This window comes from Streptomyces sp. NPDC025793, from assembly GCF_055558375.1.
Genome location: NZ_JBVHMR010000020.1, coordinates 52,899 through 65,562, shown reverse-complemented (window position 1 = coordinate 65,562; position 12,664 = coordinate 52,899). Strand labels below are relative to the sequence as shown.

The window sequence follows — 12,664 nt, the reverse complement described above, 5'->3', positions numbered from 1 at the left end:
ACGTCCGGGCCCGCCCAGCAGGGCGGACCCGGACGTCCCGTCCGTTTCCCGGTCCGTCAGTGGCCGAGGACCGCCGCACCCGCCTGCGCGTACCGCTCGTCCAGATCACCGGACGGCGCCCCCGCGACCCCGATGCCCGCGACCGGGACGCCCTGGGCGGTCACCGGGGCGCCGCCCGCGAGGAACAGCGTGCCCGGGATGTCCTTCAGCGTCGGCGCCTGCTCCAGCCGCCTGGCCAGCTCCGAGGTGGGCGCGTTCCAGGACACGGCGGTGTACGCCTTGCGCTCGGCGGACTCGTACGACTGCGGGCCCGCCCCGTCCCCGCGCAGGGTGACCAGGGCGTTGCCGCTGCGGTCGACGACGGCCACGGAGACCTGCCGGCCCTCCTTCGCTGCGGCGTCCAGCGCGGCCCGCGCCGCCTTCACGGCCGCGGCCAGCGTCAGATGCGTGCTCTGGGTGAGGTCCCCGCCGCGTGCCGCCACCGGAGCGGCGGCGGAGACGGCGGAGGCGGTGCCGGTGGAGTCGGCGGCGTTGGCGGCGACCGTACCGACGACACCAGCGCCGATCACGGCGAGAGCGGCACCACCGACGAGGACACGGGTACGGCGGGCGGGCTTCCTGCGGCTGGACATGACGAGCAACCTTCCTGTGCGGGTGAGTCGGGGGGAACCGGGTCCGGACCAGGTCCGCAACCGCTTCCGCCATCGATCCTCGGCCCGTTTCCGCCCGCACCCCGTCGCCGGACCGGTCGTCCCCGGGGTCATCCGATCGGATGACCCCGCATGCCCCGGCTCGGGGAACAATGAAAGGTGTTTGCGCAGTTCAGAGCGGTGTCCAGGGAGGTGCCGGCAGGTGACCGGAGAGGTATCGGCAGCCCCCGTACCCGAGCGGGACGACACCCGTGCCCTCAGCGTCGTCATGCACACGGCGTTCTTCGTGCTGCTGGCCGCCTCCCTCGCCCGGTACCTGGCCCGGCACGCCGAACGGCCCCACACTCCCTGGATCATCGCCCTGTCCGCGCTGCTGGCGGTGCTCTACGTCCTCGGCCCCGCCCTCGGCACCCGCCCCACCCCGCGTCGGCTGACCTGGCTCGCGCTCGTCGTCGCGACGTGGGCCCTCCTCGTCGTCCTGGCGCCGAGCTTCGCCTGGTGCGCGGTCCCGCTGTTCTACACCGGCCTGCGCACCCTCCCGCCGCGCGCCGCGCTCTCGCTGGTGGCGCTCCTGACGGCCCTCGCGGTGGCCGCCCAGCTCAGCCTGGCCGGCTGGCCGGACCCGAACGTGCTCCTCGCGCCGCCGGCCGTGGCCGCCATCGCCGCGACCGTGTTCGTCGTCATGCAGCGCCAGGCCGCCCGCCGGGACGCCCTGATCGACGACCTGGTCCGCACCCGGCGCGACCTCGCCGCCACCGAGCGGCGCGAGGGCACCCTCGCCGAACGCGAGCGGCTCGCCCGCGAGATCCACGACACCCTCGCCCAGGGCCTGTCCAGCCAGCGGATGCTGCTCCAGGCCGCCGACCGGCTGTGGGACACCGCGCCCGGCACCGCCCGGGACCACGTCCGTACGGCGGCGGCGATCGTCGAACGCAGCCTCGCCGAGGCCCGCCGCTTCGTCCACGACCTCACTCCGGCCGACCTCTCGGAGGGCGGCGGCCTGCTCCAGGCCCTGCGCGCCGTCGCCGAGCGCGAGAGGACCCCCGCGCTCACCGTCCGTGTCCAGAGCGAGGGCACCCCGCCCGACCCGCTCCCCGCCCCCGTCGAGTCGGCCCTGCTGCGCATCGCCCAGGGCGCCCTCGCCAACGTCCGCGAACACGCCCACGCCACGACCGCCACCCTCACGCTGACCTGCCTGGACGACGAGATCGTCCTGGACGTCACGGACGACGGCCAGGGCTTCGACCCGCACGGGCGGGCGATCCGCGAAGCCGCGACGGACGAACAGCGCGGCCACGGCCTGCCCGCCATCCGCGCCCGCCTGCGCCAGCTGGGCGGCACCCTCACCATCGAGTCGGCACCGGGCGAGGGCACCGCCCTGTCGGCGGCGATCCCTTTGGAGCCCCGATGACCACCCTCCCGCAGCGGTCCGCCCCGGCGCCGGTCCGCATCCTCGTCTGCGACGACCACGCCGTCGTACGCGCCGGGCTGCTGGCCCTGCTGCACAGCGCCCCCGGCATCGAGGTCGTGGGCGAGGCGGGCAGCGGCGAGGAAGCCCTCGCCCTGGCCCGCAGGACCACTCCCGACGTCGTCCTGATGGACCTGCAACTCGGCGCGGGCATGGACGGCGTGGAGACCACCCGCCGCCTGCGCACCCTCACCCCCGCCCCGCACGTGCTGGTCCTCACCACCTACGACACCGACGCCGACGTCACCCGCGCCGTCGAGGCGGGCGCCACCGGCTACCTCCTCAAGGCGGAACGCGCCGAGGACCTCTTCACGGCGATCCACGCGGCGGCCCAGGGCCGCCCGGCCCTCTCCCCGCCCGTGGCCGACCGCGTCATGTCCCGCCTGCGCAACCCCCGCCCCGCGCTCACCCCGCGCGAACGCGACATCCTCGCCCACCTCTCCCAGGGCCTGCCCAACCACGCCATCGCCAAGGCCCTCTACATCAGCGAGGCCACGGTCAAGACCCACCTGCGCCGCATCTACGACAAGCTGGGCGTGGACACGAGGGCGGGGGCGGTGGCCGTGGCGAAGGAACAACGACTGCTGTCGTGAACGGTCCCCGGCGCACCGACGGCGCTGTCGCGGACCGCGCACCCCTCACCCGCCTTGCCCCCTCACCCCCGCAGGGCCTCGAACGCCGACCTCCCCGCGACCCCGATCGCCCAGTCGACGTCCGCGGCGACACCCGCCCGACGCCCGGCGCGCGAGAGGGCCGCGATCGCCACCCGGTCCCCCGATGCCGCCTCCACCACCCCGATCTCGTGCCGCAGATGGAGAAACGTCCCGGTCTTTCCGCTCCACCGCAACGTGTCCGCCCGCAACTCGCTCGCCAGCCGCTGGGTGAAGACCTGCAACCCCATCAGCCGCCGCAACTCCGCCGTCGCCGCGGGAGCGGAGATCTCGTCGCACCAGACGCGCCGCAGCAGCTCCACGAGCGCCGCCGCGGAACCGGCGTTGGCACGGGCGGGGTCCAGGGTCTCGATGGTCTGCCGGTCCGTGCCGTCGTCCCGGACCGCCAGCTCCAGCGCGAGGGAGAAGTCGTTGCCGGCGGCGCCCGCCGCGCACTCGTACATGTGGTTCATCCGGTGCCGCATCCGCAGCTCCCCGCACCCCCAGGCGCGCAGCCGCGCGTCCACCGCCGCCACCGGCACCAGATCGAGCAGGGCGTCCGCGGCGGCGTTGTCGCTCACCGACAGCATCGACAGCAGCAGGTCGCCGACGGCCACTGTCGCCGGGTACCGGAACGCCGCCAGCCCGGTGGGGCCGACGCTGGTGCGGGCCGGGTCGAGTGTCACCGGGTGTCCGGGGTCCAGGTCCCCGGCCGCGATCCGGTCCAGCACGACGAGCGCGAGCGGGACCTTCACCACGGACGCAAGCGGCGTCAACTCCTGTACATCGAAACCGAGTTGCTCGCCGGTGTCGAGATTGCGGGCGAGGAACGAACCCCGTACGCCGAGCGCGGCCCAGTCCGCGGCGATGGCCTCGGCCACGTCCGTCAGTGCGCCGCTGTCGCCCACGTGCACCACCGCCGCGCTCATCCGCGTGCCGCCAGCCGCACGGGGAGGTCATCCGCCGCGGTGGGCCCGGACCGCGGCCCGCCCGCCCCGTCACCGGTGGCCCCCACGGCCGCTGGCAGCAGCCCCGCCAGCCAGCCCGGCACCGCCGCCGAACCGCCCCGCTCCGCGGCCGCGGCCATCTCGTAGCCCCGGTGCAGCGACCGGTCGGCCAGCGGCCTCCAGTCGGCCCCGTTCTGCCGCGCGAACGGCTCGGCGCACAGCAGCAGCGCCCGGTCCGCCAGGGTCTCGGCGAGCGCGGCGGCCGCGGACCCGGCCGGCCGGAACCGGCCCGGAGGCAGGCCCGCCCGGGCCACGGCACGCTCCAACCGGTCCTCGTGGTACGGCACGTGGTCCTCCGGCAGGGTCAGCACCGGCGACGCGGCGACAGGCCGGCCGCCGCGGGCACGGCGCGGCCGCAGCTCCTCCAGATGGAGCACGCGCCGGGAGCCCCCGAGGGGCAGATCCGCGGCGTCCGGCGCCGCGGCCACCCCCAGCGGCACCCGCAGCGCACCCTGTTCCGGCGGCACCCGCACCAGCGCGTAGGCGAGCGAGCCGTCGGACAGTCCCGACAGCCGTTCCTGAGGCGGCAGTTCACGTACGCCGAGGGTCACTCCGTGCTCGGCGCCGGCCCGGATGGCGCGGGCCAGTGCCGCCGGGGCGCAGTGCGCGGGCACCCCGACGGCGCGCACCCGGCCCCGCCCGGCCGTCTCGGCGACCTGCCGCAGCCGCTGGGCCCGGTCCAGTACGTCACGCGCGTACGGCAGCAGCAGCACCCCCAGCGCGGTGGTGGTGGTCTGGCGCCGGGAGCGGTCGAACAGCAGGCCGCCGAAGTGGTCCTCCAGCGTCTTGATACGGCGGCTGAGCAGGGGCTGGGCGATGCCGAGCCGGTCGGCCGCCCGGGAGAAGCTCGCCTCGTCCGCCGTCGCGACGTACGCGTCCAGGTGCGCCAGGAGATCCATCCCGCACTCATATCAATAAAGCATGACGTGTTCAAAGTTCCCTCTTGGACATGAGTGGTGTCCGGCTGTTTCGCTGTCCCCGTCGAAGATCCAGGAAGCCGGCGACGGCTCGACCGGGAGGACTGTGCCCATGATCAGCCCCGACCACCCCCACATCCTGGCCCGGCGCGGCCTGTTCAGGGCGGGCCTCGCCGTCACCACCGCCGCCGTGACAGCCGGCGCCCTCTCCGCCCCCGCCGCGTCGGCGGCGCCCCGTTCCCAACGGCTCGACCAGGAGGCCGAGTTGAGCGAACTGGAACAACGGCACGGTGCCCGGCTCGGGGTGTTCGCCCGCAACCTGCGCACCGGGCGGACGGTGTCGTACCGGGCGGGGGAGCGGTTCGCGATGTGTTCCACGTTCAAGGCGTTCGCCGCCGCGGCCGTCCTGCGCGACCACGCTGACTGCGCCCCGCCGGACAAGGTGGTCCACTATCCCCCGCACGACATCCTGCCCAACTCGCCGCGCACCGCCGAGCACGTGGACACGGGCATGACGGTCGCGGACCTGTGCGCGGCGGCGATCCAGTACAGCGACAACGCGGCGGGCAACCTGCTGCTGCGCGAGATCGGCGGTCCGGCCGGGCTCACCCGCTTCTTCCGCTCGCTCGGCGACGAGGTGAGCCGGCTCGACCGGTGGGAGACGGACCTGAACGGCGCGGTCCCCGGCGACCCACGTGACACCACGACCGCCGAGGCGCTCGGCGCCGGCTTCGCACGGCTGACCCTCGGCCGCGCGCTCGCGCGGGCCGACCGGGCGCGGCTCGTCGGCTGGCTGAAGGGCAACACCACCAGCGGCGCGCGGTTCGGCGCGGGGCTCCCGCGCGACTGGGTCCTCGCGGACAAGACCGGCACCGGTGACTACGGCACCGCCAACGACATCGGCGTGGCCTGGACGCCCCGCGGGACCCCCCTGCTGCTGACTGTCCTGTCGGCCAAGAGCGCTCAGGACGCTCCGGCGGACGACGCGCTCGTCGCCGAGGCGGCACGCATCCTGGCCGGCGCGCTCGCCCCGGGCGAGTAGCCGCGGCGGCCGCCGCTCCTCGGGCATGTCGTTCTCTCATGTGAATTTAAATCATGTACATGGCTGGCTATTGACGCGTACATGGCTGCTCTCTGACGTCGCGAAGGCGGGGCGGAGAAAGCGCTTTCCCCCTGCTTTCACTCAGGCCGGCCGTCGCGTGCGCGGGTCTGCTCGCCGGCACGCTCGCCGCGTTCTCCGGCACCACGGCACAGGCGGCGACCACCGGTACGCGGGCCGCCGCGGCCGCCACCGTGCTGTACGTGTCGCCGAGCGGCACCGACAGCGCGGCCGGCACCCGGTCGGCTCCGACCACGCTCACCTCGGCCATCGGCCGGATCGCCACCGGCGGCACGATCTACCTGCGCGGGGGCACGTACAGCTACTCCTCAACGGTCACGATCCCGGCCGGGAGCGACGGCACCTGTGGTGCCCGCACCACGCTGTCCGCCCACCCGGGGGAGACCCCGGTGCTCAACTTCTCGGGCCAGAGCGCGAGTTCGTCGAACCGCGGCATCCAACTCAACGCGAACCACTGGCACCTGTACGGCCTCACGGCCGAGCACGCCGGGGACAACGGGATCCACGTCGGCGGCAGCAACGACGTCATCGAGCGGGTGGTGACCGCCTACAACCGGGACACGGGCCTTCAGCTCGGCCGGATCGGCTCCAGCACACCGAGCAGCCAGTGGCCGTCGAACAACCTGGTCGTCAGCTCGGAGTCGCACGACACCGTGGACTCCACCGGCGAGAACGCCGACGGCTTCGCCTCCAAGCCGACCACCGGCACCGGGAACGTCTTCCGCTACGACGTCTCCCACAACGACATCGACGACGGCTGGGACCTCTACACCGAGAACGACACCGCTGCCATCGGCCCGGTGACCATCGAGTACTCCCTGTCGTACGGCAACGGGACGCTCACCGACGGCACCACGAACCCCAACGGCGACCGCAACGGCTACAAGCTCGGCGGCGACGACATCGCGGTCGACCATGTCGTGCGGCACGACATCGCCTACCGGAACGGCCACCACGGGTTCACCCACAACAGCGACCCGGGCAGGATGGCGATCTCCAGCGATGCGAGCATCGACCACACCGAGCGCAACTTCTCCTTCGACAAGGGGACTTCGGTGTTCCGGAGCAACACCCCGTGCCGCTTCGCCGTCAGCGGCTCGAACGACGAGATCTCCGGCGACTCCGACAACTCCAACCAGTTCTGCAGCGGGACGAACGGCTCCCGCTGCTCCTCGTACTCCGGGTCCCTCGGCTGGTCCTTCGCCTCGGACGGCCACCTCGTGGTGACCTTCGGCGGCAAGGTCGTGACCCCGTAACGGCGCTACGGCCGCAGAGGTGTCCCGTCCGGCGGCACGGCAGGCAGCTTGTCCGGGTTGGTGACGAGGTAGACCGCGCGGACCCGTTCGCCGTCCGGGTCGAGGTCCATGACCATGACCGCGTGCGGGGAGCCGTCCTCGAACACCACCACGGCCGCGTCGCCGTTGACGTCCCTGTGACGGAACTCCAGTCCCGCCGCCGAGCGCGCGGCATAGCCGGTCAGGGCGCGGGCCACCTTGTCCCGGCCGCGGATCGGGCGGGGTGCGGCCTGCGCCTTGCCGCCGCCGTCCGTCCACAGGGTGGCCTCGGGCGCCAGGATCTCCAGCAGCGCTCCCAGATCACCGCCGAGCGCCGCGGCGACGAACCGCTGCGTCGCCTGCCGCCGGACCCGGGGACGGACCTCGTACCGGGGGCGCCGGGCGCGCACCCGGGTACGGGCGCGGTGCGCGAGCTGCCGTACGGCCGCGGGGCTGCGGCCGAGGATGTCCGCGATCTCGGGGTGCGGGTAGCCGAACACCTCGTGCAGGACGAACACGGCCCGTTCCAGCGGGGTCAGGGTTTCCAGCACGACCAGCATCGCCAGCGAGACCGACTCGGTGCGCACGGCCTGTTCGGCGGCGTCCGCGCCGGCCGCCGGGGTGCCGGGGCCGTCCGTGAGCAGGGGTTCGGGCAGCCACGGGCCGACGTAGGTCTCGCGCCGCCGGGCGATCCGGGCCCGCCGCGCGAGCGCGTGCCGCACGGCGATCCGCACCAGATAGGCGCGCGCATGCGTGATCTCCGCTCGCTGTCCGCCGTCCCTGCCCTCCCCGCCGTTCCCGGCGCCCGTCCGGTCCGCCCAGGACAGCCAGGTCTCCTGGAGCACGTCCTCGGCGTCGGCGACGGTGCCCAGCATGTTGTACGCCACCGCGAACAGCAGCTCACGGTGGTCGAGGAAGGCCTGTGTGGCGGTGTCCGTCCCCGCGGGCGTCCCCCGGTCGGCCATGGCGTCCCCCTCTCCTCACGTCCTGACGTCGCCCTCGCGACGACTCTCCCCACCCAGAGGGCCGCGGTCCCCGGAGTGTGACATCGCGGGGCGGTCGTGTGCCGTAGATCTCATCCCGCGCCGGGGCTGTCACACCCGCCGCCGTCCGGGCCCTCTCGGTCCACGGCAGCAGCACCCCGCAGCGAGGAGAAGCCCATGAAACTCGTCGTCTTCGGCGCGAACGGGCCGACCGGGAGGCAGGTCACCGCGCAGGCGACCGCCGCAGGTCACACCGTCACCGCCGTGACCCGGCACCCCGACGCCTTCCCGCCCGGCGGGCCCCGGCTGCGGATCGAGGCCGCCGACGTCCTGGACGCGACGGCGGTGGAGCGGGTCGTCGCGGGGCAGGAGGGAGTCATCTCCGCCCTCGGCGTCCCGTACGGCCGGGCATCGGTCACCGTGTACTCGGCGGGCCTCACGCACATCACCCGGGCCATGACCCTGCACGGCGTCCGCCGTCTGGTGTGCGTCTCCTCCACCATCATGTTCGACGTGCCGGCGCCCGGTGAGGGAGTCCTCTTCCGGAAGGTGCTGGAGCCCTTCTTCGCCCGGGTCGTCGGGCGCACGGTCTACGACGACATGCGCCGGATGGAGAAGATCGTCGGGGCGAGCGACCGCGACTGGACGGTGTTGCGGCCCGCCGGTCTCTTCGACACCGACGCGGTGAGCGACTACCGGCTGGCGCCCGCCCGGCTGCCCGGACGGTTCACCTCCCGGGCCGACCTCGCGCACGCGCTGGTGCGCGAGGCCGTCACCGGGGAGCATGTGCGGGCGTTTCTCGACGTCCGCACCACCGAGGGCACCCCGCGCCTCCTCGACATGATCAGGAAGGAGGCGTTCGGCGGGTGACGGTGGGCCCGGTCACGCCTTCGGCCAGCCCCCGTAGGGGACCGTGATCAGCTCCATGGCGTGACCGGCGGGATCCATGAAGTAGACGCCGTGGCCGCCGTCGTTGTGGTTGATCGCGTTCGGCTTCTGCCGGTGCGGGTCGGCGTAGTGCTCGATGCCGCGTTCCCTGATCTTCTGGTACGCGGCCTCGAACTCCTCCTCCGAGACCAGGAAGGCGTAGTGCTGCGTGGCGATCTGGCCCTCGGGGACGCTGGCGAAGTCCAGCGTGACGCCGTTGCTCAGGGCCACCGCGACGAACGGGCCCCACTCTCCCGCGATCTCCAGACCGAGCAGCTCGGTGAAGAACTCGGCGGACTCCCGGTTGTCCCGGGCGTGGACGATGGTGTGGTTCAACTCGACGGACAAGGAATGCCTCCAGGGCATGTCCTGACACCTCCATGCCTCACCCGGTCGGTGACCGGCACGCGATGCCACTTCCGATCTTATTCGGGCCGTCGCAGGTGCGTCGATGCCGGACGGGCCGACCGGGCCGGCGCCTTCCTCACCCGCCCCGGTGCACCACGTGACCGCCGGTCACCGTCAGTGCGACCGGGGCCGCGGCCAGCTCGTCGCCGGGGGCCCGTACGGGGTCCACGGCCAGCGCGGTGAGGTCGGCCCGGCAGCCGGGTGCGATCCGGCCGGCGACGTCCGACTCCCCGGCCGCCGCTGCCGCGTGGCTGGTGCAGCCCTCCAGCGCCTGCAGCGGGGTCAGGCCGGGCCGGTGGGCCGCGGCGCCCTTCGGCCGGCGGGCAGTGGCCAGGACGGCACGGACGTCGTGGTGCGCGATGGGCCAGTCCGAGCCGAGGGCGAGCGTGGCGCCCGCCTCGCGCAGGTCCCGCAGCCGCCAGGCGCGCCCGGCCCGGTCGCCGCCCAGTCTGCGGGACCACTCGTCGGTGCCGTCGTCGCGCGTGTATCCGGTGTGCGGCGGCTGGAGCGAGGCCGCCACCCCCAACGCGGCGAAACGGGGCAGGAGTTCGTCGGGAGCGGTCTCGACGTGCTCGATCCGGTGGGCGCCGTACCCGCCCGGCCCGAGGGAGGCGACGGTGTCCAGGACATGCCGTACGGCGGCGTCCCCGATGGCGTGCGTGGCCGTGCGCACACCGGCAGCGTGCAGGGTGCGGACGGCCTCGGCGTAGGCCCGCGGGTCCGGCCAGAACGCGGCGGTGCCCTGCCCGTGGCAGTCGGGGTGCTCCAGCCACGCCGTGCCGCCCTCGACGGTGCCGTCCATGAAGAACTTGACCCCGCCGACCCGCCAGTGCCGCCCGCCCCGCCCCTGGAGCCGCACCAGCTCCCGCAGCGCGTCGGCGTCGGCACCCGGCATGCACCACGGCGCGAACCGCAGCCGCAGCGGCAGCACCGTCTCGCGCGCCACCGCCTCGACCAGGTCGAGGTCGCCGCCGTCCATCACATGGGCGCCGGTGAGCCCGGTCGCGGCCATGGCGGACAGCAACTCCAGCAGCCTGGACCGCCGTTCGGCGTGCGACGGCCGGGGCGCGCGGTCCGCCACCAGGTCCATCGCGGCATGCTCGACCAGATGGCCGGTGGGCCGTCCCGTCGCGTCGCACACCACCTCCGCGTGCTGGGCGAAGGCGCGTGGACCGGTCACCCCGGCAGCGGCCAGCGCGGCGGCACTGGCGAGTGCCGAGTGGCCGTCGTAGAGGCGGACGAAGGCCGGGGCGCCGTCGAGGACGTCCGCGATCAGGTCGTGATGGACCGGGCGGCCCTCGAACGCGTTGTGGTCGAGGCCGTACCCGAGGACCCAGCCCCCGATCCGCTCGGCCCGCGCCAGCGCCGCGCGCAGTCCGGCCAGGTCCGTCACACCGGACAGGTCCACGCCCGTCGCCATGTCCAGCCCCCACACCGGATGGCTGTGCGCGTCGACCAGGCCGGGCACGAGGTGCGCGCCGTGCAGGTCGACGACCTCGGTGCCGGGCCCGCGCCAGTCCCGTACGTCGGCCGCCTCGCCGACCGCGGCGATCACTCCGTCGCGCACGGCGACCGCGCGGGCGGTGGGGCGGGCGGGGTCGAGGGTGCGGACCTGGGCGCCGGTGAGGACGAGGTCGGCAGCGGGCATGGTGACAACTCCATTATGAATGGCGGGTGTTGGCGGTGATCGGGGTCAGTCGGCGGGTTCGGCGGCGAACCGCGCGTACACGTCCGGGCGGTGCCGGCGCAGCCACCGGGCCAGCGGCAGGCCGAGCAGGAAGACGGCCGGTGCCAGGACGACGAGGAGGGTGTTCACCGCCGGGGAGGCGCCGGTGAACAGGTCGATGTGGGCCACGACCAGCGCGATCGCGGTCGCCAGCAGCACGGCGGCGAGCACCGGGGTCACGACCGTGCGCACCCTGCCCTCCGTGTGGCGCACCCGCCGGAAATAGCAGGGCACCGCGAGCGCCGCCAGCAGCTGGAGCAGCAACAGGCCGATCATTCCCGGGGTGTTCACCCACAGCAGCAGTTGCTGGTACGGGTCGGCGTGCGCCGCCCAGAACGCGAGCACGACCACCGCGCCGAGCACGGTCTGGGCGAGACCGGCGAGGTAGGGGGAGCGGTGCCGGGGGTGGATCCGGCCGAGCCGGCGCGGCAGGACGCCCTCCTCGGCGAGGGCGAGGGCGTAGCGGTTGATGGCGTTGTGGAAGGCGAGCAGGGAGGCGATGACGCTGGTGACGATGAAGACGTGCATCAGGTCGGCGGCCCAGCGGCCCACATAGGTGGTGATCGCGGTGAAGAACAGCCCGGCCGGGTCCTTCCCGGCGGCCCGTACGACCTGGTCGTCGCCGAAGGCCTGGACGGCGATCCAGACGACGAACGCGTAGAACAGGCCGAGGAATCCGACGGCGAGGTAGGTGGCGCGCGGGACGGTGCGCCCGGGGTCGCGGGCCTCGCGGCGGTAGATCACGGTCGACTCGAAGCCGGTGAACGCCGCGAAGGCGAAGGCGAGTACGGCCGCCATCCCGGGCACCAGCACGTGCGACGGCGCCAGCGACGCCGGGGACAGCCCGTGTGCGCCGCCCTTCACCAGCACCCCGCCCGCGAGCAGGACGAGTATGCCGGTCTCGGCGACGAGCAGCACGCCGAGCACCTTCGCCCCGAAGTCGATCGAGCGGTAGCCGCCGTAGCCGATGAGCAGGAGCCCGGCCAGCGAGACCGGCAGCCAGGGCACGTCGGTGCCGGTGAGGGTGTGCAGGGTGTCGCGGGCCGTGGTGGCGAGCAGGCCGTAGACGCCGATCTCCATGCCGTTGTAGCCGATCAGCGCGAGGAGGGCGGCGCCGATGCCTGCCGGTCGGCCGAGGCCCCGGGTGATGTAGGCGTAGAAGGCGCCGCCGCTGGTCACATGGCGGCTCATGGTGGTGAAGCCGACGGCGAAGACGCCGAGGGTGAGCCCGGCGAGCAGATAGCCGACGGGCGCGCCGATCCCGCCGAGCAGGATCGCGAGCGGGGCGACCCCGGCCATGACGGTCAGGGGCGCGGCGGCGGAGACGACGAAGAAGGCGATGTCGGCGGTGCCGAGGGAACCGGGCCGGAGGCCGGGCGCGCCGGACGGCGCCCGCTCCTCGGGGAGGGCCTCCGGGAGTTCCGAGGTGGACACGGACATGCGGGGGAGCCCTTCTGGCGGCGGAGGGGAGGGGGTCCCGGTGGCGGGGCGTCCGGGTTCGCGGGCGCCGGCGGGCGCGCCGGGGTGGCGGGGC

12 protein-coding genes are annotated in these 12,664 nt (G+C 74.1%); 5 read left to right on the top strand and 7 right to left on the bottom strand.

What is annotated here, in order from left to right; all coding sequences use genetic code 11:
• Positions 1-56: 56 nt before the first annotated feature.
• Positions 57-632, bottom strand: a complete 576-nt coding sequence (locus tag ACZ4MF_RS31310) for a GlcG/HbpS family heme-binding protein (protein WP_467495418.1) — start codon at positions 630-632, stop codon at positions 57-59.
• Between the two features lie 286 nt (positions 633-918).
• Between ACZ4MF_RS31310 and ACZ4MF_RS31305 the strand changes: the two genes are divergently transcribed.
• A complete protein-coding gene (locus ACZ4MF_RS31305) occupies positions 919-2,061 on the top strand; it encodes a sensor histidine kinase (protein ID WP_467495530.1) in 1,143 nt (380 codons plus the stop codon).
• Entirely contained in the window at positions 2,058-2,711 is a 654-nt protein-coding gene (locus tag ACZ4MF_RS31300; protein ID WP_467495416.1) for a response regulator, read from the top strand. The genes ACZ4MF_RS31305 and ACZ4MF_RS31300 overlap by 4 nt, the downstream gene beginning before the upstream one ends.
• Positions 2,712-2,773: 62 nt before the next feature.
• Here the strand turns inward: ACZ4MF_RS31300 and ACZ4MF_RS31295 are convergent, their stop codons facing one another.
• Positions 2,774-3,697 (bottom strand): serine hydrolase, encoded by a 924-nt coding sequence (locus ACZ4MF_RS31295; RefSeq protein ID WP_467495414.1) that lies wholly within the window; start codon positions 3,695-3,697, stop codon positions 2,774-2,776.
• Complete coding sequence (locus ACZ4MF_RS31290) at positions 3,694-4,674, bottom strand: LysR family transcriptional regulator (protein WP_467495412.1); 981 nt, start codon at positions 4,672-4,674, stop codon at positions 3,694-3,696. Before ACZ4MF_RS31290 ends, ACZ4MF_RS31295 begins: the two co-directional genes overlap by 4 nt.
• Before the next feature lie 130 nt (positions 4,675-4,804).
• Between ACZ4MF_RS31290 and bla the strand changes: the two genes are divergently transcribed.
• Both bla and ACZ4MF_RS31280 read left to right on the top strand, forming a co-directional pair.
• On the top strand, positions 4,805-5,734 hold the full coding sequence (gene bla, locus ACZ4MF_RS31285) for a class A beta-lactamase (RefSeq protein WP_467495410.1): 930 nt from the start codon (positions 4,805-4,807) through the stop codon (positions 5,732-5,734).
• Between the two features lie 260 nt (positions 5,735-5,994).
• Positions 5,995-7,068 (top strand): right-handed parallel beta-helix repeat-containing protein, encoded by a 1,074-nt coding sequence (locus tag ACZ4MF_RS31280; RefSeq protein WP_467495408.1) that lies wholly within the window; start codon positions 5,995-5,997, stop codon positions 7,066-7,068.
• Positions 7,069-7,073: 5 nt separating this feature from the next.
• Here ACZ4MF_RS31280 and sigJ read toward each other — a convergent pair whose 3' ends face one another.
• A complete protein-coding gene (sigJ, locus tag ACZ4MF_RS31275; protein ID WP_467495406.1) occupies positions 7,074-8,051 on the bottom strand; it encodes an RNA polymerase sigma factor SigJ in 978 nt (325 codons plus the stop codon).
• A gap of 195 nt (positions 8,052-8,246) precedes the next feature.
• On the opposite strand from sigJ, the gene ACZ4MF_RS31270 reads away from it, so the two are divergent.
• The gene (locus ACZ4MF_RS31270) at positions 8,247-8,939 is read left to right on the top strand and encodes an NAD(P)-dependent oxidoreductase (protein ID WP_467495404.1); all 693 of its coding nucleotides are present in this window, start codon (positions 8,247-8,249) and stop codon (positions 8,937-8,939) included.
• Between the two features lie 12 nt (positions 8,940-8,951).
• On the opposite strand, the gene ACZ4MF_RS31265 is transcribed toward ACZ4MF_RS31270, so the two are convergent.
• The 3 genes from ACZ4MF_RS31265 to ACZ4MF_RS31255 form a co-directional block, all read right to left on the bottom strand.
• Positions 8,952-9,344: a VOC family protein gene (locus ACZ4MF_RS31265; protein WP_467495528.1), complete on the bottom strand. Its 393-nt coding sequence runs from the start codon at positions 9,342-9,344 to the stop codon at positions 8,952-8,954.
• A gap of 136 nt (positions 9,345-9,480) precedes the next feature.
• Positions 9,481-11,052, bottom strand: coding sequence for an amidohydrolase (locus ACZ4MF_RS31260; RefSeq protein WP_467495402.1), 1,572 nt, complete (start codon positions 11,050-11,052; stop codon positions 9,481-9,483).
• A 45-nt stretch (positions 11,053-11,097) separates the two neighbouring features.
• Complete coding sequence (locus ACZ4MF_RS31255; protein ID WP_467495400.1) at positions 11,098-12,570, bottom strand: APC family permease; 1,473 nt, start codon at positions 12,568-12,570, stop codon at positions 11,098-11,100.
• Positions 12,571-12,664: the final 94 nt, after the last annotated feature.